The 18,094-nt window shown below is 56.8% G+C and carries 19 protein-coding genes and 2 pseudogenes; 13 read left to right on the top strand and 8 right to left on the bottom strand.

What is annotated here, in order from left to right:
* Positions 1–43: 43 nt before the first annotated feature.
* Together BSY17_RS01015 and BSY17_RS01010 are read right to left on the bottom strand one after the other, a co-directional pair.
* Positions 44–1,003 carry an NAD(P)/FAD-dependent oxidoreductase gene (locus BSY17_RS01015; protein WP_069063983.1) on the bottom strand — a complete coding sequence of 320 codons (960 nt, stop codon included), beginning with the start codon at positions 1,001–1,003 and terminating at the stop codon, positions 44–46.
* Positions 1,004–1,006: 3 nt separating this feature from the next.
* Positions 1,007–1,573 carry a PRC-barrel domain-containing protein gene (locus tag BSY17_RS01010; RefSeq protein ID WP_237236184.1) on the bottom strand — a complete coding sequence of 189 codons (567 nt, stop codon included), beginning with the start codon at positions 1,571–1,573 and terminating at the stop codon, positions 1,007–1,009.
* 471 nt (positions 1,574–2,044) lie between these two features.
* Here BSY17_RS01010 and BSY17_RS20715 point away from each other — a divergent pair.
* The 4 genes and pseudogenes from BSY17_RS20715 to BSY17_RS21090 all read left to right on the top strand — a co-directional run.
* Positions 2,045–2,287: pseudogene (locus BSY17_RS20715) on the top strand (IS481 family transposase); the annotation flags it as partial.
* Positions 2,288–2,345: 58 nt separating this feature from the next.
* Positions 2,346–2,594, top strand: a complete 249-nt coding sequence (locus BSY17_RS01005) for a TonB-dependent receptor plug domain-containing protein (protein WP_171899158.1) — start codon at positions 2,346–2,348, stop codon at positions 2,592–2,594.
* Positions 2,578–3,246: a TonB-dependent receptor gene (locus BSY17_RS01000; protein WP_069063981.1), complete on the top strand. Its 669-nt coding sequence runs from the start codon at positions 2,578–2,580 to the stop codon at positions 3,244–3,246. The genes BSY17_RS01005 and BSY17_RS01000 overlap by 17 nt, the downstream gene beginning before the upstream one ends.
* 378 nt (positions 3,247–3,624) lie before the next feature.
* On the top strand, positions 3,625–3,894 hold the full coding sequence (locus tag BSY17_RS21090) for a hypothetical protein (RefSeq protein ID WP_150125677.1): 270 nt from the start codon (positions 3,625–3,627) through the stop codon (positions 3,892–3,894).
* Positions 3,895–3,929: 35 nt separating this feature from the next.
* Here BSY17_RS21090 and BSY17_RS20710 read toward each other — a convergent pair.
* Positions 3,930–4,553 (bottom strand): annotated as a pseudogene (locus BSY17_RS20710) (GAF domain-containing protein); the annotation flags it as partial.
* An 88-nt stretch (positions 4,554–4,641) separates the two neighbouring features.
* Positions 4,642–5,040, bottom strand: coding sequence for a response regulator (locus BSY17_RS00990; protein WP_069063979.1), 399 nt, complete (start codon positions 5,038–5,040; stop codon positions 4,642–4,644).
* Positions 5,041–5,507: 467 nt separating this feature from the next.
* Here BSY17_RS00990 and BSY17_RS00985 point away from each other — a divergent pair, with 467 nt between their 5' ends.
* Positions 5,508–6,269 carry a Crp/Fnr family transcriptional regulator gene (locus BSY17_RS00985; protein WP_083216956.1) on the top strand — a complete coding sequence of 254 codons (762 nt, stop codon included), beginning with the start codon at positions 5,508–5,510 and terminating at the stop codon, positions 6,267–6,269.
* A 314-nt stretch (positions 6,270–6,583) separates the two neighbouring features.
* On the opposite strand, the gene BSY17_RS00980 is transcribed toward BSY17_RS00985, so the two are convergent.
* Positions 6,584–6,835 carry a hypothetical protein gene (locus tag BSY17_RS00980; protein WP_069063977.1) on the bottom strand — a complete coding sequence of 84 codons (252 nt, stop codon included), beginning with the start codon at positions 6,833–6,835 and terminating at the stop codon, positions 6,584–6,586.
* 759 nt (positions 6,836–7,594) lie between these two features.
* Here BSY17_RS00980 and BSY17_RS00975 point away from each other — a divergent pair.
* The 5 genes from BSY17_RS00975 (at position 7,595) to BSY17_RS00955 (ending at position 11,764) form a co-directional block, all read left to right on the top strand.
* Entirely contained in the window at positions 7,595–8,407 is an 813-nt protein-coding gene (locus BSY17_RS00975) for a DUF1206 domain-containing protein (protein WP_069063976.1), read from the top strand.
* A gap of 78 nt (positions 8,408–8,485) precedes the next feature.
* Positions 8,486–9,562 carry a DUF3616 domain-containing protein gene (locus BSY17_RS00970; RefSeq protein ID WP_171899157.1) on the top strand — a complete coding sequence of 359 codons (1,077 nt, stop codon included), beginning with the start codon at positions 8,486–8,488 and terminating at the stop codon, positions 9,560–9,562.
* Between the two features lie 63 nt (positions 9,563–9,625).
* A complete protein-coding gene (locus BSY17_RS00965) occupies positions 9,626–10,648 on the top strand; it encodes a sensor histidine kinase (protein ID WP_069063975.1) in 1,023 nt (340 codons plus the stop codon).
* On the top strand, positions 10,648–11,133 hold the full coding sequence (locus BSY17_RS00960) for a response regulator (RefSeq protein ID WP_083216954.1): 486 nt from the start codon (positions 10,648–10,650) through the stop codon (positions 11,131–11,133). The genes BSY17_RS00965 and BSY17_RS00960 overlap by 1 nt, the downstream gene beginning before the upstream one ends.
* A gap of 127 nt (positions 11,134–11,260) precedes the next feature.
* A complete protein-coding gene (locus BSY17_RS00955; protein ID WP_069063973.1) occupies positions 11,261–11,764 on the top strand; it encodes a YciE/YciF ferroxidase family protein in 504 nt (167 codons plus the stop codon).
* A 68-nt stretch (positions 11,765–11,832) separates the two neighbouring features.
* On the opposite strand, the gene BSY17_RS00950 is transcribed toward BSY17_RS00955, so the two are convergent.
* Positions 11,833–12,555, bottom strand: coding sequence for a hypothetical protein (locus tag BSY17_RS00950; RefSeq protein WP_069063972.1), 723 nt, complete (start codon positions 12,553–12,555; stop codon positions 11,833–11,835).
* A 328-nt stretch (positions 12,556–12,883) separates the two neighbouring features.
* Here BSY17_RS00950 and BSY17_RS22025 point away from each other — a divergent pair, with 328 nt between their 5' ends.
* On the top strand, positions 12,884–13,009 hold the full coding sequence (locus tag BSY17_RS22025; RefSeq protein WP_257785012.1) for a hypothetical protein: 126 nt from the start codon (positions 12,884–12,886) through the stop codon (positions 13,007–13,009).
* Positions 13,010–13,396: 387 nt separating this feature from the next.
* Positions 13,397–13,672: a hypothetical protein gene (locus BSY17_RS00940; RefSeq protein WP_069063970.1), complete on the top strand. Its 276-nt coding sequence runs from the start codon at positions 13,397–13,399 to the stop codon at positions 13,670–13,672.
* A gap of 771 nt (positions 13,673–14,443) precedes the next feature.
* Here BSY17_RS00940 and BSY17_RS00935 read toward each other — a convergent pair.
* Positions 14,444–14,632, bottom strand: a complete 189-nt coding sequence (locus BSY17_RS00935) for a hypothetical protein (RefSeq protein ID WP_069063969.1) — start codon at positions 14,630–14,632, stop codon at positions 14,444–14,446.
* Positions 14,633–15,071: 439 nt separating this feature from the next.
* Between BSY17_RS00935 and BSY17_RS00930 the strand changes: the two genes are divergently transcribed.
* Positions 15,072–17,213: an ATP-binding protein gene (locus BSY17_RS00930; protein ID WP_069063968.1), complete on the top strand. Its 2,142-nt coding sequence runs from the start codon at positions 15,072–15,074 to the stop codon at positions 17,211–17,213.
* Between the two features lie 173 nt (positions 17,214–17,386).
* On the opposite strand, the gene BSY17_RS00925 is transcribed toward BSY17_RS00930, so the two are convergent.
* The gene (locus tag BSY17_RS00925) at positions 17,387–17,911 is read right to left on the bottom strand and encodes a PilZ domain-containing protein (RefSeq protein WP_069063967.1); all 525 of its coding nucleotides are present in this window, start codon (positions 17,909–17,911) and stop codon (positions 17,387–17,389) included.
* Positions 17,912–18,094: the final 183 nt, after the last annotated feature.

Raw genomic sequence — 18,094 nt, 5'->3', positions numbered from 1 at the left:
TTGATGCCTCTTGTTCGCACCCCGCGACGAGTGAAGCGGTAAGCTATCGAAGCAAGTGGGCCTTGCCCACCAGATCGTTGCGGATGGCTGTTGCAGCGACGGCGGCTTCTCCCATGGCGTGGCTGATCTGATCCAGCCCTTTCGCGACGTCACCGGCGGCATAAAGACCCGGAACCGTCGTGCGTTGGTGGCGGTCGATGGCCAGGCAGCCGTCTTCGGTTGCTTCGGCACCCAGCGCGATCGCGAGTTCTGAGCGAATGACCGACCCCAAGGCGGGGTAGCAACTGTCGAACCTCTCAAGGCCCGATGGAGTTGGGATGAGAATGGCGTCCCCTGACAGCGCAAGCGGACCACAAGGCCCGTCGATCATAGAGACGCCGGCAGCCTGGAGCCGTGCGCGTTGCTCCGGGGTCAACGCATGGGCCGCATCCGGCGCTAATAGCGCAACGTCACGCGTGTACATGCGAAGGAACATCGCTTCGTTGCAGCCGTGCGTCGCGGTGCCGATCACGGCAACCTTTCGATCCGTAATCTCATAGCCGTCGCATATCGGACAATATCGCAGGAGACCTCTCTGCAAGGCTGTCTGGTGAGCCGCATCATCCATCTCAGGCCGGTTGTTAACGACGCCAGTGGCCAGCAGGACGGCGCTTGCGGCGATAGACTGTGTTTTGCATCGCGCATGGAAAACGTCGCCATTGATTTGCAAGGCCTCGACCGTCTCATCCTCGACGGTAACGCCGAACTCCGCAGCTTGCTCGCGCATCAGGCCAAGGAGCTTCACCCCAGGAATTCCACCAGGATAGCCGGCATGGTTGCGGGTCCGTGGGATCAGCGCTGCGCGGCTTTGACCGGAATCAACCACACGCACCTTGAGACGGAAGCGTGCCAGATAGATGGCGGCGGTGAGGCCTGCCGGACCGCCGCCTACGACCAGGACATCGACGGCATTCAAGCAATCGCGAGACGGCGCTGACGCGGCGGATTTTTTGTTCGGGGCCATATCCTATGCAGCCTCTGCACGTTCGAGCCGCTGGATGTGCGCACAATCCAAGTCGGTCACAAGCGTATCGCCCGCCATTTTGACTTCGTTCCAAGGGAGCTTACGCAGCGTTTCGCCGACGCCGGCAACACCGCCTTCGGCGATGATGAGATGCGAAAAACGGCCGCTCGAACAGGCCGCCAGTGCATCGACGGCATGGGCTACGGTCGATCCGTCCGAGCCGATGACGACCATGCCTCCGAGTTTTGAGAAAGCGAACAGGGTCTCCCCGCTTTCGGTCTCGCTGCGGTCCTGCTCTGCCTCGACCGTGTCGCTGATCCGCGTTTGCCAGCCTAGCCAGCGCCAGATACCGAACAGGTCCACGACCCCAAGAAAGATATTGCTCCAGAGCAGCTGGGTCTGGTCCGTGGCCACGCCGACGACGATCCATGCGATCGCCCCGAACGTAAAGATAACAAACCCCCAACCAGTCATACGCGGCCCGAGGTTCGAAGCTGTCATGAGAGCCGCCAGGCACGTTGCGCCAAGTGCGATCCAGCCCGCTAAATCACCCATTTCATCCTCCTTCATTCGTGCTTGAACGACCACCGTTGGCGCGCTGCCCTGACAACCACCAAACGTACAAATGAGCAGAAAGACAAGTGTGCTTCCCGGCATTCTCACCAAGTCCGACGGATCGCGGTGCAAGCGCCACCGGCGGATGTCGCTGACTTGTCAATATACAGGACAGCACGGTCGTAACGAAGTTGCCGCCGGCGAACATGGAGCTGGGCACGCCGTTTGGCCCCGGCATCCGTTCGCTGCGTGCCTATCCGCATCACACTCATTGCTTGGAAAATACGCATAGACCGCGATACATTCCACCTCACCCTTGCTTTGCTGGCGAATTGCGCTCTGCCAGGCATCGCCAGCGGGCAAACATCTATCTCCAATGACGGCGCAACTGAAATGCTGTCTGGTTGCGACACATCATTGGGACATGGTAAGCAGCGCAATTGCGGCTCACGCTTGGCGCTTTGCTCCTCTTGTTGATGAGGTTTCGTGACGGTGCAGATACATCCTCAGGCCCGAACCTCCCCCGCTGTGCGGGCGGACATTGCTCGCTCCACCGAACCCGCCAGTGTCGTGGCGAAGCGCTATGGCATCAGCGATGAGACCGTCCGCAAATGGCGCAGACGGGGAGAACAGGCTGTCCAGGATCGATCAAGCCGACCCAAGCGCCTTGCTTGGCGGATGAACGAGGAGGAGCGCGCCATCATCTACCCCGTGCGCAGAGCAACAGGCTTATTATATTATGCCAATGATGTGTCGCAACCAGACAGCTAGCGTAGTCGCCATCGTCGTGACAGCCCGCTACAAGCAGGAATATCCGCAAAAGGTACCGATTGCCGTCAGTGCAATCAGCGGCGACACCACCCGCGCGCGGAGCGGTTTCAACCTGAAGCAGGTTGTACAGCAACTTCATAGCCTGAACATTCAGGGGTTCAGTGGTCGGTTTCAGACCATCACGATTCGTGGTATCGGCACCAACGCGGGCGGCACGAACCACGGACTGGAACCGGGAGTCGGCTTGTATGTCGACGGCGTTTAACCCTGGCATCGGATCGGATATCATCGACCTCATCGCCGTGGAAAGCATCCAGCTTATGCGCGGGCCGCAGGGCAATCTGTTTGGCAGGAACACCGTTGCCGGCGCGATCGACATCAAGACCTGCGCGCCGAGCTTCACGTACGAGGCGAGGGCGGAAATATCCTACGGAAATTATGACTATTTCCACGGCTATATCAGCCTGAATGTGGCACTGAGCAACGATCTGGCGGTTCAAGTCAGCTATTTGAGCGCATCGCGGGGCGGGCTGATCGAAAATACGGTCTACAACGAGGACTGCTGCGCGTGTCTTATCCTGTTGAATTTAAATGCCTCGGACCGAAACAATCAAACGAAAGTTTATTTTGATCGAGGAGTAGGGACAGCGGTAGCGGGCCGCCGTGTGGCCGACGGCAGCCTATCGAGGACTTGCATCAGATCGGAAAAGGCGTCATCACTGATCACCGGAAACAGTCGCCGGAGGTTGCAGGCGACTGGGACGAGGTCGTTGTTAGTAACACGTCCTATAATGATTGGCTTATTAGACATGGTGTTCTCCTGCCATCCTCAACCGCCCGTCTTCCCGAAAGTGCCAAAGATTCCGCTTTCGATACGAACTAACGGATCACTTTCGCTGATCGCGCAGATGAGGTAGGCTCGCGAAGTGAAAGATCATCTAAGCGCTGCTGCCATCGCATTCGCCATGAGCGACGAAGAAATTGCTTTGACGGTAAGCGTGTTGGCGGAGCATTGCGAGCGAACACCCTTGGAGCAAGCCATTCTGGACGAGGCTATTTTTCGAAAGATACATTGCCCTTTACCGCAAGACGGCCATGAACTTACGGTTCTAAAACCGGCTCCAGAGGCGCCCCATCCGCATCCTTCGCCTTCAAGCGAGGGATGAGCTCCATCAAGAATAAATCAGCACGAACAGGTTAATCTCATACGGGAGATGAACGCTCAGAATTTCTAGAACTACACAAGGGAACCGGCCACTCGCCTATTTGTTAAAGGCGAGGTTCAGGAGGCTGGAATGTCTGATAACCGCGTAACTAGTGTGCCCAGTTGGTTGCAATTGCCTCGGTTCATCTTGATTATCTCTGCGCTTGCTTTGACCCTCGGCTTCTTAGCGTATGTCAGTGGATTTCTACGTGGCATAGAAACCGGTGACACGGCTTCGGGCCTTGCTGATGAGGATACAGCGCTGATAAACGCCAATGCCGATAATAGCATTGTGATCAGCGAAATCCCGAATCCGGCATCATATTCTCAAATGAAAACGCCTGATCATGAGATTCGGTGATCGATCATTTCTGTAATCTTGTTTGCAAGGTCGGCCAGGTTATTGAAGTCATGCGCGATGCCGCCAGTCAGTTGCCCAATGGCTTCCATTTTCTGCGCCTGCCTCTTCGGTTTCAATCCGCTCTGCGATGGCCTCTTCGACGCGACGCTCCAGCGGATCGTTCAGGCGTCGAAGCCCGACATATAAGCGGGCATTATCGACCGCGATAGCAGCAATGGGCCGCAATTCCTACTATCAACTCTTCGTGGTTCTGTTGGAACTTCGCAGGACTCGAATGCCCGAAGAAAAGCCCCCCGATCACATTGCCGGAGCGAGACTGGACCGGCACGGCGAGATAGCTTCGTACCTGCAAATGCCTTTTTGGCATGCCATGGTGGGGATGGTTCTTCCCATAGCGCGGATCGACGAGAATATCGTCCGACCGGATTACGCACTCACCCTCGAAGGTGGGTACAAACACTTGAGTTGCGCGGGGCATGCCGATTTTCAAACTGCGACCGCCCTGCGCCCGATAGCCTGTAAAGAAGATACTTCTCCCCTTCTTGCCCTATCATAATGTAGAAGAAGGCTCCAAATTGCGCGCCTGTCAGGGACACACCGGCGTCCGTGACCATCTGAACAATGCGCTCAAGGTCCCTTTCCGGCGCAGGTGCCTGCCCAAACTGTCCAGACGCTTCGCCAGAACATGCTGGCGGGGCCTCTATTACTGGTCGCGATCAGCTATGCCGAGCCCAATTCTCCGGTCGTTTAGCTGTTATGAGTGATCGTGCTGCTAGCCTCATTCAACAGGGTCGCAACGGCAATAACGGCCTGTTGGATCGCAAACGGCTTCTGAAGCAAAACGCTCTTGGGCACTCCCTTGGCCGCCCAGTCTGCGGCACTATCGCCGGTCATGTACACAACTGGCAATTCTGGCCTCATTTGTCGTGCACGCCGCGCAACCTCCCAGCCGTCCAGACCTGCGCCCAGACGCACGTCGGTTATCAACGCGGCGATTTCATCCGCGTTAGCATGAAAGGATTTCGCTGCGGTTGCCCCATCGGCAGCGGTGACGACGCGAAATCCAGCGTCTTCCAGCCCAGCCACCATAATATTCTGCAACAGTGGCTCATCCTCGACGAGCAAAAGTGTGACTGCGTCTTCCATAATGCGCGTTTAAAGACCGAACGCATTGCAATGGGCAACCTGCACGTAAGTTCACGTCGGACACTGAAAAGCAGTTCCCATCTTCCAGCCGATCACTGCCGAATGATCTTGGCTGGTGATGGTTCGAGCAATCGGGGGGCCTCATGGACGCTAACAAACTAGGCGAGGCTTCAGTGCGTAGTTGCGGAACCAGACAAGCAGCACGACTGATTGGCAGCTTGGCCCAGTCGACCAAATCCGAACCCGGTTTCGTGCCAGCAAGACACCAGAAAAACTGCGGAAGCGGTAGCAGGATGGCGTGGCGGAGGGCAACAGTTTCGAGGAGCTGGACCGCGCCGAGGTGGATTGGTTGAGCCGGTTGCAGAGCCGTAGGCCGGCGTTGTCGCTATCAAATGGATATGGCCTGTGAGCAGGAAACCATTTCAGGGAGCGGACGTTTGCGGGCGTAACAAATATTGTGAGGTGTTATGCATCTACAGGCTACCCCCACTGGTGATCTTGGGCATCTGCATGCTCGAAAGAATCACTGCCCTCCTAATGACGCATTGCCGGGCGCCTTATTTTTGGAGGCAAACGCCACCATTATTAAAGAAGGCGCCCCACTCAATTGTGTTCACGTGATGCATATGGGCTGGGCATGTCGCTACAACATAATGAAAGATGGCAAGCGCCAGATCAACGCGTTCCTCTTGCCGGGCGACGTGTGCGAGAGCACCCCGATGCATGGTACGCTGATCGACTACAGCGTCTGTACGTTAACCCCGTCGCTCGTGAAGCCCATATCGATTGAAGGACCATTAGGGTTAGCGCAGCCTTTTGATCAAATGCAGTCTATTTTGTCTGGGTCGCTTTTAGAGCAGAGATTGCTCCGAGCCTGGCTTGCCAATGTCGGTCGGCGGAACGCCTATAATCGCGTCGCATGGCTAATATGCGAATTGCATGAACGGTTGAGCATCTTAGGATTAGCTGATGAGGCCGGTTTCGATTGCCCCCTGACCCAAGAGGTAATCGCCGACGCTGTGGGCCTTACGTCGGTGCACGTAAACCGCGTGATGAAGCAGTTTAGGGACGACAATCTGTTTTCGTTTCGCTCGGGCCGTGTGGCATTTGTTGGTCTTCAGAAGATTAGGAAGTTGTGCGGGTTCGATCCGGCCTATCTCCACTTGGACTTGGCACAACATATTAAAACAACACCTTCGAGGCGCGTCCAATTGAGCGATTGTCCATAACGCAATCGCAACGCCGTCCTTAGCATTTGCCGCATGCCTGCGGGCCGGACAAAAGGAGCGTGCCTTTCAGGCATCCTCTCCTAAAACTTATCGGGCTGATCTGCGGATCGGCCCTTTTTTTGTCCGCAGCGTTCCGCCAAGGAAGCCATGCTACTGCCGCGCGGAACAGTATATTCCGGAGCGGAGCCGCCGGTAAGAACGAAAGCGCGAGGCTTTAGGGTTGGATGGAGTCGCCGGTCAGCGGCGTCTCGCTATCATTTACAGGCGTGGTTCAGAATCCAAGCCCTGCAACTCCTTGGGCGGCGACCGCCCACTTAGCGCAAAAGATTGCTCATATCGATCGTCTTCAGGCCCCAGGCTCCCAGCTGTTTACCATTGACGCATCTGGCAATGATGGTTGGGTAATCTGCCGATATGGCTTCCTTGGTCGCTAGGGCCGCAGCTTCTTGGGAATTACAGATTGAAGCAGATGCGAAGGTTGTTGGCGGCGTTTCGATGCGCTGACATCGCGACATATCGTCACTGCATCCAAAAATCACGAGAAAGAGGGTGAGCGCGCCATCCATAGAGCAAAGACGCTCTGAATCCCATGCGGTTCCTTGGAGAAGAGGAGGTGAGTAAGAAGCATGCCGATCTGGCGGTGCGCGACCGGGCCCCTGCGGGAGAAGACAAAAGGCCATTGGTGCACAAAGGCTTGGCGACTGGGAACATTTCTACTCGATCTCAACACACAGGTTCTTGCGCTCGAGCATAGCCTGTAGATCCTCGCCGCCGCCCTTGGTGCCTCTATGCGACGCCCGCTCGATCTCGCATGATGCTCACCACTGCGCGTCGAGCTGCACCTCGGGATACCTCGGCGACGGAGTTGCAAAGCAGCACGATTTTGATCCCGTGCACGGACATGGGGTAACCTCAAGCTCATGGTTTCCGGCGTTTCAACCGTCTGGCATTGGCAGTGGCGGATGCGTGGATTGGGGCAATCCGCACGGCTTATGTGGCGCTTCCATCGCAAGGGATGGGCCGACCATCGGGGCCAGGCCCGGCAGCTGTGCCGGTGCCGGGCCAGCGCGCGGCCAATAGGGCAGCGGGTGCGGCCAGCCGGCTGGATTTGGTGGCTGACCAAGACAGCGGTGTGCAGCTGGATATGCCCAGCGAGAGCGAGCGGAAGCGGCAATAAGTCGGTTTTGCTCGTGAACGGAACCCGAACGGTCAGCAGCGACGTAGCACAAATGGCGACCACTTGAAGCAGGTGATTTGGCGGCGACAGTTACGGTTGGAGGGAACGGACACAACAACCGCGCATTTCCCACCTTCTGGAGGGCGGCATGAATTACAATGAACGGATGACCTTATTTGCGCGTATCGGCTTTGCGGCGCGCGGCTTGGTATATATGCTGATTGGCTGGTTCGCGCTGGACGTTGCGGTAAACGGCGGCCAACCCATGGACAACCAGGGTGCATTGGGTGCATTAGCCAACGCCCCGCTAGGACACATATTGCTCGGGATTTGCGCGCTGGGGTTCGCTGGCTATGCCGTTTGGCGGTTAACCGAGGCAATTATGGACCCCGAGAAGCGCAGCCGCGATGGTAAGGGCAAGTTGGAACGCGTGGCGTATGCCTTAAGCGGGCTTACCCACCTCGTGCTTGCTACTGCGGCGGCACGGCTCGCGCTCAAACAGTCGTCCGCGCAGGAAGGCAGTCCGGGCGATCGGAGTGCGGAAAGCTGGTCGGCCTGGTTGCTCGAACAGCCAGGCGGCACGTTCCTCCTGGTCTTTGTTGGGATGCTACTTTTTGTTGTTGCGGCCGCGCAGGCACTGAAGGCGTACAAGGGGCGATTCGACGAGCTAGACGGGGATGTTCCTGCGCCCGACTATGTGCGCTGGATCGGACGCTTAGGATATGCTGCCCGCGCCTTGATATTCGCCCTGATTAGCTGGTTCGTGATTACGGCCGCGCTCAATCACGATGCGGACCGGGCGGGTGGTCTGGGAGAGGCGCTGAAGCAATTGCGGGCGCAAGATTATGGCGCAGTTATTTTAGGGGTGGTCGCGTTTGGCTTGGGACTCTTTGGTCTGTTCAGCCTGATCGAGGCCAAATATCGCCGAATTAAGGTCACGAAGCCAAATTTTTCCAAGTAGCGCCCTGGGTGCAATGCATTTTCCTGTCGATGCGACGGACTGAGAGCGGCCGGAATATCTATGCCCAAGGATTGTACGATGAATGACATTTGGTCGAGCGGTTGGAGCGCACCGGCTGTGCCTATCGAGCGGATTGTCCTTCAATTTGGCAAAGGCAAGAAGAAGAAAGCGCTTCGAAACTTTTCTGCGGGCACGCGGGTCGGCAATAGCCTTTTTCTTGGCGCAGATGAACATGCCGATATCGATCGCTTGAGCCGATCGGCCGCGGGCGATTGGAGCGAGCACGCGCAGTTCAGTCTGGGCGATTTACTGCCCTTAGCCGATCCGGACCAAGAAGTAGATTTAGAGGGTTTAAGTGCGGACGATGGATGGCTGTGGGTTCTGGGCAGCCATGCGCGCGCCCGCCCAAAGGTGGAAAATGCCAAAGACGAGCGGATCGATTTGCGGCTGCTTGCCGACTTGAAGGATACGCGCGCGCGCTGCCTTCTCGGGCGCATTCCGCTTGTCGAGCATTTAGGGACCCATCATCCCGTTCGTATCGATGGGCACAGACGGGCGGGCGTTCTTCCGCAGGGCCGCGACGGCAACGCCCTGGCCGCTGCACTTGTCCGGGACCCGCTGATCGCACCATTTACAAAAATTCCCGCAAAGGAGGGCGGGGTCGATATCGAAGGCATCGCGGTGGTTGGTACACGTGTTGCTCTAGGCATGCGCGGGCCAGTCATAGGGGGGCATGGCGTCATCCTCGAATTGGAAGTCGGTGTTTCAGGTCAGGGTGTACTGGGGCTTGAGGGCGATCCCGTGCGCAGGCTCGTCGCGTTAGAGGGCTTGGGCGTGCGGGATCTTAAGCGCATAGGCGATGACCTACTAATCCTGGCAGGACCAACGACCGGGCTCAGCGGTCCCTGCGCTATCTATCGCTGGCCAGGATGGGTGAACGACCCGCCCCATGATCCATCCAAGGTGCACCTTCATCGCCCGGAGCGCCTTCTGGAACTCCCGTTCGGTCGCGGGTCGGATCATCCTGAGGGGCTGGCCCTGTGGAAGCTGGAGGACGGCGCAATGGGTCTCATGGTCATTTACGATAGTCCATCTCCGCAGCGCGTCGATGTCGATGCAAGGTCCATTACCGCTGACGTCTTTCGCTTGCCCTGAGGGGAATATTACACGTTTTTTTCAGGTTGCGGAGAAGTAAGGCGGGTGCAGTCTCGACGGATAATGTTGGACGGGTATTTCCCCAGCAGGTACGCACGCGGCATGAGCCAGTTGCATGATCTTCGAAGCGAAAGCCTTGGCTCCGTCTTGAGAACCGCGCTGGACGCTGTCGTAGTAATGCGTACCGATGGCACGATAGCTGGATGGAACGACGTAGCGGAGAGAACCTTTGGCTGGTCATTCCGCGATGCCAGCGGCAGACGGATGAGCGACCTGATCATTCCCGAGCGGTTTCGGGCTGACCATGAAAAAGGTCTGGCGCATTTTCTCGCAACAGGAGAAGGGCCGGTCCTGAACCAGCATATCGAAATTCACGCCCTGCATCGCGATGGCCGCGAACTACCCGTCGAGCTGTCGATTACACAGAAGAGCCAGTTCGGCGAACCCGTTTTCCTCGGGTTTCTGCGCGACATTAGCGAGCGACATGAGGCGGCTCTACGACAGGATCTGATGATCGGGGAGCTTAATCATCGCGTTAAAAATTTGTTGGGCGTCGTGGCAGGGATTGCGCACATGACTGCAAAATCCAGTGGTTCGCTAGCCGACTTTGAGCCTGCCTTTTCCGGACGACTGATGGCGCTGGGGAAGGCGCATGAAATTCTGACAGCAGCGACCTGGGAGCGCGCATCGCTGCAGACACTGGTCGACGATTTGCTGGGCACGATGGCAACTGCCGACCCTCCTCGCGCGATAGCGATTGGTCCAAACATCCTTCTGGAGCCCAAGCACGTGCTCAGTGTCAGTATGATCTTGCATGAGCTCATGACCAATGCCCTGAAATACGGTGCCCTGTCTGTCCCGAACGGCCATATTTCCTTAAGCTGGACAGTAGACCACAAGAGGTTATCGATCGAGTGGTTGGAAACGGGGCTGGCGTTGTTGGAGCAGCCGCAACGAAAGGGCTTTGGCACAAAGATGATAGAGCGAACCGTAGCGCACGAACTTAAAGGTACATCAGAAGCGCACTGGCGGCCCGACGGGCTGGCCTTTAGGTTTTCGTTCACCCCCCAGACGACAGGTGGGTGATGATGGATCAATTAGAAACTGCTGCCGGATATAATTTCGCAAGCGGCCATAATCCGCCGCCCATTGACAACGCGCGTGACGCCTATCGAATGCCAGGCGTACCGCTCGATGCGCATATCCTTGTGATTGAGGATGATGCGATGATCGCGTGGATGGTTGAGAGTTTGCTTGAGGATTTAGGCTTCAGTGCAATTAGTCTGGCTGCCAGCGGTGAGGACGCCGTCGCCGCTGCGTTGGTTCGTGCGCCGGGCCTGATTATATCCGACATTCACCTTGGGCCTGGCATGGACGGCGTGGCCGCCGCCGCAACCATCGTGTCTGCTTGTTCGGCTCCGGTGATTTTCATCACTGGCTACAGCATTGCGCAGGCTCGGCCGCGCGTGGAGGCGGCCGTTCAAGGTGCGTCCTTGTTGCGCAAGCCGATCCAGTCCGCCGAACTGGAAACCGTTATCGTTCACGCGTTCTCCGCACGCGGAGCGCACTGATCTGAAAGTTTAAGTCTTGGCCATCTGGCGGGGCTGACGAGGCCACCCTAATCATTCGCCTGGCGGTCGGAACCCTTCTTCGCGCCATCCGCTGTGCGTCTGTTCAACATAAGGATGGAGCTGGATCATGTCTAAACCGGAAGACCTCAAAGACCTGTACATCGACGAGCTCAAGGACTTGTGGTCTGCAAATGATCAGATGCTGCGCGTGCTGAAAAAGATCGGCAAGCAGGCGTCAGATGAAAAGCTGCAGCAGATGCTCACGAAATCACAGGAAGGCATCGCCAGCCATACCGATATCGTCAAGCAGCTGATCGCCAACGCAGGCGAGAAAGTATCGAAGGAGCATTGCAAAGGCATGGAGGGCCTGGTGGCGGAAGCGACCAAGCATGTCCTGGAAGAAGGCCCAGATAAGGGACCAGCACTCGATGCTGTGATCATCACCCAGTATCAGCGAATGACGCACTATGGCATCGCGGGCTTTGGGACCGCTGCCTCATTCGCAGGCACGCTGGGGCTAAAAGACGATCAGAAACAGCTGAAAGCAGCGACCAAGGAAATATACGGTGGCGATGAATATATGACACGGCTTGCCGAAACGACTGTCAACATCGGCGCCAAGGAAGAATAATATATACCTCCCCCGACGCTGTCGTCGGGGGAGGTATTTGGGTTTGCAGCTACGCTGCTTTGGCGAGCCTAGATAGCCGCGGCTTTAGCGCGCGACGAGGAATGACCGCCATTGCGATACAAAATGTCGCGGGCACGCTCGCCTGCCGAGCCTTGCCCGGTGACAGTGACGAGTACGCCACCGCTCTTCATCTGATCGCCGTAATATGCGGCATCTTCTTCGCTAACCCCGTGCTTCAGCAGCACCTCGTTGAACGTGCCGACGACGGCGCCGGCAACTGCACCAATGGCGAGTGCCTCCGGGACGGCTGAGGCCGCGATAGCACCAAGCGCCGCCAATGGCCCAACTCCCGGGATTGCCAGGGCTAGCACACCTAAGCCTGCACCAAGAGCCCCGCCGCCCAAGATACCGCGAAGAACGTTGGTATGTTCTTCGTCGGTAATTTCGCCATCGACATCGCGGGTTGTCAACGTGCCCCGCTTTTGAGCAATGACGGAAAGCGCGCTGTCGCTTACGCCTGCGTTCCGCAATTCCGAAACGGCTCGCTCAGCTTCTTCCTGCGTGTCGAAAACTGCTGACACCACGGTCGCGTCGTTGGTACCAGATGTAGACGATGGAGATCCTCCGATTGCGGCATTGACGCCACCGCTTCCCCCCGAAATGGCATTGGCCGCCCGATCCAGCGGGCCGCGATTGGGATCGTCATGGCCGTCAAGGGCATTTGCGGCTCGGTCAAGCGGACCACGGTTGGGATCATCATGGCCGAGGCCGCTGCGATTATTGTCGCTCATCTTTTCTCTCTCCATCAGACTTAGGCTTCAACTGCACGGAACGCTAACATTCGTCGTGACCCGCGTAGTGCTGTGCAAACTCACAAGCGTAGCGTTTGGTTCACGCCCGCAAATCGAGTGAATCATGAAAATTTGCACCTCATTGCTTTATGGCACGGTCAAGCGACCGCCGGCACGACTGCAATGCTGCGCTGGTTGACAACGGCGTTCGGCATGGCGACATTTCAGCATTGTGTTGGGGTGGACGACCCTTCAATCAGAACTGATTTCGCGACAGAATGCCTGTTGGAAGTCGGACGAGAGGAGAAGGGACCTCGAAACCCGCCAGTTGACGGTAGAGATTAGTCGGCACCGCGAAACGAGGCGGCGGGGCATGCAGCTACTCGGCGACCGGCTGTTGTCGTTCAAGGCGGTGGAGGCGATGCGGTCGATCGGGGTAGACGCGCTGGCCTGAAGGTGCATTCAGTATCGCGCCGGCTGCGTCAGGCGGATAAAGCGGCGGGATCGAAATGCAATCTGCGGCCCTACCTAAATTTCCTTGGAACCATAAAATCGACCGCCGGCTAATATTGTGTAGAATGCAATCAATATTGGCTCCCGCTAGATTCGGCGGCTCCCGTCCAGACCTCGCTGCTCCCTGCAAGCGGGGCTTTATTTTATTTGGGCTATCCGAGGACAAGTGGTGGCCGATTGCAACGTAGATTAGAAAAGGGGTGGGAGCGCGGATGGCCAACTGCCGATCCTGAGCTGCATCAACTCAACGTTTCCGGGTGCCATCCATCTTCTGGAACAAAGACATTTGTGGAATGTTTCATATCCGTTCTAATCTGAGGAGGAAATAATGGCTGATCCATATCGTGATGAGCGCGTAGCGCCATCAAAGTCAGGCACAAGTGTTTGGGTGTGGGTGGCATTGGCGGCGGTGGTGATCGTCGGCCTTCTCTTTGCCACCGGATTTTGGTCTGCAGACGTAAAGAACGGCGATTTGCCTGAGGTCTCGGTTGACGGTGGAAAACTCCCAGCGGTTGATGTCGATAGTAAAGAGGTTGTGGTCGGGACAGAGAAAAAGGAAATTGATGTTCCTGTTGTTGGCGTAAAAGACAATGGAGAAGAATAATAATCTCGCTTCACGAGCGACAGAGAGGCTCTCCACGATGTCATGAGGATGATCTGCAACCCCGGGTGGAATGTGTAGCTTCTTCGATGGTTCTTCTCACCTCAGCACTTGGTGCTGGTGATCCGGGTCTATAGTTAGTTTTGGGCGTCGATGCCCCCCATCGGGGGCATCGAAGTTATGGCCCCGGCAGCATATTCTGACGGGGGTAGATAGCCAAGGACTGCGTGGGACGACTGCCATTATGTTCTTATCGCTAGGCTTCGATCAGATGCCGCGCCTGGGGTCGTATCGAACCAGTGGTTATTCATACACTCGTCGCGCAGCGATCCATCATGCAGCACCGCTTTATCCTCGGTCAGTTCAGTGACCAGCCTCTTGAAGCGAGAATATGTGTGGACCACTTTCACGGTGTCACCTCATGGGTGGAAGCGACCAACAGGGCGCGCATAGCAAAGCGCAGCACGTCGTAGCTATCTAGCCTGGATAAAGAAGCCCGTGAGAACTTCGATCTTAACGATGGATTGTAGGAGCATTCTGCTGGGAGGCGAGCAAAGCGATGAGGATGCTAATCGTGAACCGGCTCGTATAACGAGGCGACGCCAAGCGGCTGACCACGCCGGCGCGGCTCGTCGAAAGGCGTCTCTGGGATCTGTCCTGGCTCGCAAGTATTAAGCAATCAATATATTGGTTGAATTGCACAATAGACAAAACGTGCCCGGCGTGACAAATTTCGGTAAAGGAGCGCAAACGGACAGGTGTGAGGCGTCTTTATCAGTGGCAGATTGGACCGAGCGCGTCTCCCCCATGCAGCCGGCGCCATCCTTCGTTGAGGAAGAACAACGCCACCGCATTGTAACGATAGCGCAGCGCGCCTACGCTGGAAGCGTCGCGACAATCCAGCTCGCGCCGGGCCAAAGCGAACAGGTCGTCGATCGTCGTCGACGCCGTTTCTGACTGCATAAGGAAATCCCCCAGGCTTAGGCCCAAAGACTTCGTCGACCGGGCAGGCCTGATTCGACTTGAAGGCTAAGCCGATCAGGGATCAATCGCAATGCAGAATGCTGCCGACATGGTGCCATATTCGTATCGTAAGAATTTTGCGTCGGTTCGGTCAATGACCGTATCTGGGCCGTTCGTATCTCTAACCGCTGCTGCGATAGAGCGGGTTGAAACGGATGGGCTGTTGGTTCCGCGCATCACATGGAAACTCTGAGTTAAGGGATGTATCGGCACTGCGGTTCAGTCTGGTTAAACGCTCATCGATGCCATGAAGCGAAAAACCGAGGCGCTAAAATTACTATTCGATTCAAAGGAACGACTTGCCTACCAAACGGTTTAGTCGCGACGCGATGTTGGCGTGTGGGTCCGGCGGGAACGTCCTGCTGCAGAGGGGCAGTAAATGAGTTCAGATATCTTGGCGTTGTTGGAGGACCCGACGCGTCAGCTCGAAGCTATCGTGAACAATACGACGATGGCAATCTTTGTAATGGACGATCATCAGCACTGCATCTTTGCAAACCGGGCGGCAGAGCGGCTGACTGGCTACAGCTTCAGCGAACTGCAAGGGCAGCCGCTGCACGATGTTATCCACAATAAATATCCTGATGGACGCCAATATCCCCTTGAGGAATGCCCGATCGATCAGGCCTTCCCTGAGCGTGCGCAGATGCAAGGGCACGAGACATTTGTTCACAAAGATGGTAGCTTTTTTCCGGTTGCGTTCACCGCAAGCCCGATCGCCGACGACGCTGGCATTCCTATTGGAACGATCATCGAGGTACGGCCGATCGCTGAGGAACAGGAACAGCGAGAGACCCTCGCGATGCTCAACCAGACGGGGCAAGCGCTCGCAGCTGAGGTCGATCTCCAGCGCATCGTGCAGATGGTCACCGACGCTGGCGTCTCTCTGACCGGCGCGCAGTTCGGAGCGTTCTTCTATAACGTCCTGGGTGAGGGGAGCGAGAAATATCTACTCTATACGCTCTCGGGTGCGGAACGTTCGCATTTCGAGAATTTTGGTATGCCGCGCGCGACCGCTGTGTTCGCGCCGACCTTCACGGGTGAAGGGGTCATTCGGTCAGACGACATTCTAGCGGATGAGCGATACGGTAAGAATGAGCCGCACCATGGCATGCCCAAAGGACATTTGCCTGTCCGCAGCTATCTTGCGGTGCCCGTCCAGTCTCGATCGGGTGAGGTAATTGGGGGGTTATTCTTTGGCCATTCCAGCCCCGGTGTGTTCAAGAAGCATCATGAAGAGCTTATGGTCGGGATAGCAGCGCAGGCGGCGATCGGGGTTGATAATGCTCGGCTTTATGATGAACTCAAACATTTGAACGAATCCTTGGAACGCCGCATCCAAGAAGCCGTCGCTGAGCGGGTGCAGGCTGAAGAGGCGTTGCGGCAGGCACAGAAGATGGAAGCCGTGGGGCAGTTAACCGGGGGCATCGCGCATGACTTCAATAATCTTCTTGCCGGGATTTCCGGGGGTCTCGAAGTCATCGAGCGAAGGCTTGCACAAGGCCGCACTGATGGTATCGAAAAGTTTATTACCGGGGCGCAAACCTCGGCGCAACGTGCAGCGGCCCTGACCCAGCGACTACTGGCTTTTTCGCGACGCCAGACGCTTGATCCCAAACCAACGGACGTCAACCGGCTGGTGTTCGGCATGGAGGACCTTATTCGACGGACCGTTGGTCCGCAAATTACCGTCGAAGTGGTTGGTGCGGGTGGCCTGTGGCTGGCGAAGGTCGACGCGGCACAGTTGGAAAGTGCACTACTCAATCTGGCGATCAACGCCCGCGACGCTATGCCGGACGGCGGGCGACTAACAATCGAGACAGCGAACAAGTGGCTGGATAATCGGGCGGCGCGCGAGCGTGACCTGCCGCCGGGTCAGTATTTGTCGGTGTGTGTGACTGATACCGGTACAGGCATTCCTGTTGACATTCGCGATCGCATTTTCGATCCCTTTTTCACGACCAAGCCTATTGGGCAAGGCACCGGCCTCGGCTTGTCGATGATCCACGGCTTTGTGCGTCAGTCGGGGGGACAGGTGCGGGTCTATTCGGAAGATGACCATGGTACTACGATGTGCGTCTACCTGCCGCGCTATTCGGGGTCTCTGGATCATGAACCAGTCCACGGTGACGTTGCGATCGAAGAGGTAGGTTCGGGAGAGACCGTCCTTGTCATTGATGATGAACCCACTGTCCGCATGCTTATCGTCGATGTGCTGGAAGAAGCAGGGTATAAGGCTCTGGAAGCAGAAGACGGTCCGTCAGGCCTTAAAATCCTTCAAAGCGACGTGCGTATCGACCTCTTGATAACCGATGTTGGGCTGCCGGGCGGGATGAATGGCCGTCAGGTCGCCGATGCCGCAAGAGTGCAACGGCCCGCTCTGAAGATACTCTTCGTCACAGGATTTGCCGAAAATGCCGCAGTAGGCAACGGCCATCTCGAACCGGGGATGGACGTCATCACCAAGCCCTTCGTGATGACGGAATTGGCAAACAAGATCAGTGAAATGATCGACACGTGATAGTCTGAGGTTTGGAAGCAGCAGCAATTTGTTCGGTGAAATCTCTATCAATATTATGCGACGTGGTACGATTACGTTCCGCTCTTAGCACCAAGTTCAACAATTCCAGATTGCCGGAGCGGCGGCGAACCTGCTGTTCCTAATTCGGCCGCATTTATATTGGGCACAGTTGACTATAGTTGATTTTCCAACGCCGAAAAAGGCGTTGCCAGAGCGTCATATACCTCGGCGGCAGCGCAGCCGGCAGCAAAGAGCACTGCGGCAATGAGAATGCCGGACTGGAATGCCGACGACCAGAGACGGCTTTTCTCCAACTGTCGTGCGATGTCAGCATCCTGGTTTATTCGATTCTGGGCGCGGCGGTCGAACGACGCGGCAGGACTGTTCACTATCTCCGGACGATGCGCCAGGCGGGGTTCGTTGGTGATCGCAGCTATGTCGATCGTCCCCTGTGCCCGAATGCCGAAGAATCGATCCTTTTTCCAAACTACCCGTCCTACAATGGTTTGTCGGCCCCGCCGGATGTCAACATAGGCACCGCGGTCTGGCGGGTTGTCGCATGCAATGAGCGCGCCATGGGCCGACAGGTTATGAATGACCACGTCCGTCCATGAGGGTGCCGCGCGCATTCGGGCTGGAATCAGTACAGGATATCGCGTCTCGCGCTGCTTGTATCCGATCTGTAGGGACTTAAGCATTGGATCGCTCCCCTCATACGATAGACCTGTAGTACATCGGTGGTGCTGATTCCGAGGCAAGTCGCCCCCTCATTCCGAAACGATGCCGCCCCCTTGTTCCGAGAAATAGTCGCCCCCTGATTCCGAGATGATGTCGCCTCCCTTGCGGGGTGGGTCTGCCCGGGTTCGCTGGCGGGGTTATCG

The organism is Sphingobium sp. RAC03 (assembly GCF_001713415.1).
GTDB lineage: Bacteria > Pseudomonadota > Alphaproteobacteria > Sphingomonadales > Sphingomonadaceae > Sphingobium.
This window is presented reverse-complemented; position numbering and strand designations above follow the sequence as displayed.

Excerpts from the sequence above, each read along its gene's own strand:
- BSY17_RS01015 (WP_069063983.1), bottom strand. The coding sequence starts at position 1,003 with ATGGCCCCGAACAAAAAATCCGCCGCGTCAGCGCCGTCTCGCGATTGC.
- BSY17_RS01010 (WP_237236184.1), bottom strand. The coding sequence starts at position 1,573 with ATGAAGGAGGATGAAATGGGTGATTTAGCGGGCTGGATCGCACTTGGC.
- BSY17_RS01000 (WP_069063981.1), top strand. The coding sequence starts at position 2,578 with ATGTCGACGGCGTTTAACCCTGGCATCGGATCGGATATCATCGACCTC.
- BSY17_RS21090 (WP_150125677.1), top strand. The coding sequence starts at position 3,625 with ATGTCTGATAACCGCGTAACTAGTGTGCCCAGTTGGTTGCAATTGCCT.
- BSY17_RS00990 (WP_069063979.1), bottom strand. The coding sequence starts at position 5,040 with ATGGAAGACGCAGTCACACTTTTGCTCGTCGAGGATGAGCCACTGTTG.
- BSY17_RS00985 (WP_083216956.1), top strand. The coding sequence starts at position 5,508 with ATGCATCTACAGGCTACCCCCACTGGTGATCTTGGGCATCTGCATGCT.
- BSY17_RS00980 (WP_069063977.1), bottom strand. The coding sequence starts at position 6,835 with ATGGATGGCGCGCTCACCCTCTTTCTCGTGATTTTTGGATGCAGTGAC.
- BSY17_RS00975 (WP_069063976.1), top strand. The coding sequence starts at position 7,595 with ATGAATTACAATGAACGGATGACCTTATTTGCGCGTATCGGCTTTGCG.
- BSY17_RS00970 (WP_171899157.1), top strand. The coding sequence starts at position 8,486 with ATGAATGACATTTGGTCGAGCGGTTGGAGCGCACCGGCTGTGCCTATC.
- BSY17_RS00965 (WP_069063975.1), top strand. The coding sequence starts at position 9,626 with ATGTTGGACGGGTATTTCCCCAGCAGGTACGCACGCGGCATGAGCCAG.
- BSY17_RS00960 (WP_083216954.1), top strand. The coding sequence starts at position 10,648 with ATGATGGATCAATTAGAAACTGCTGCCGGATATAATTTCGCAAGCGGC.
- BSY17_RS00955 (WP_069063973.1), top strand. The coding sequence starts at position 11,261 with ATGTCTAAACCGGAAGACCTCAAAGACCTGTACATCGACGAGCTCAAG.
- BSY17_RS00950 (WP_069063972.1), bottom strand. The coding sequence starts at position 12,555 with ATGAGCGACAATAATCGCAGCGGCCTCGGCCATGATGATCCCAACCGT.
- BSY17_RS00940 (WP_069063970.1), top strand. The coding sequence starts at position 13,397 with ATGGCTGATCCATATCGTGATGAGCGCGTAGCGCCATCAAAGTCAGGC.
- BSY17_RS00935 (WP_069063969.1), bottom strand. The coding sequence starts at position 14,632 with ATGCAGTCAGAAACGGCGTCGACGACGATCGACGACCTGTTCGCTTTG.
- BSY17_RS00930 (WP_069063968.1), top strand. The coding sequence starts at position 15,072 with ATGAGTTCAGATATCTTGGCGTTGTTGGAGGACCCGACGCGTCAGCTC.
- BSY17_RS00925 (WP_069063967.1), bottom strand. The coding sequence starts at position 17,911 with ATGCTTAAGTCCCTACAGATCGGATACAAGCAGCGCGAGACGCGATAT.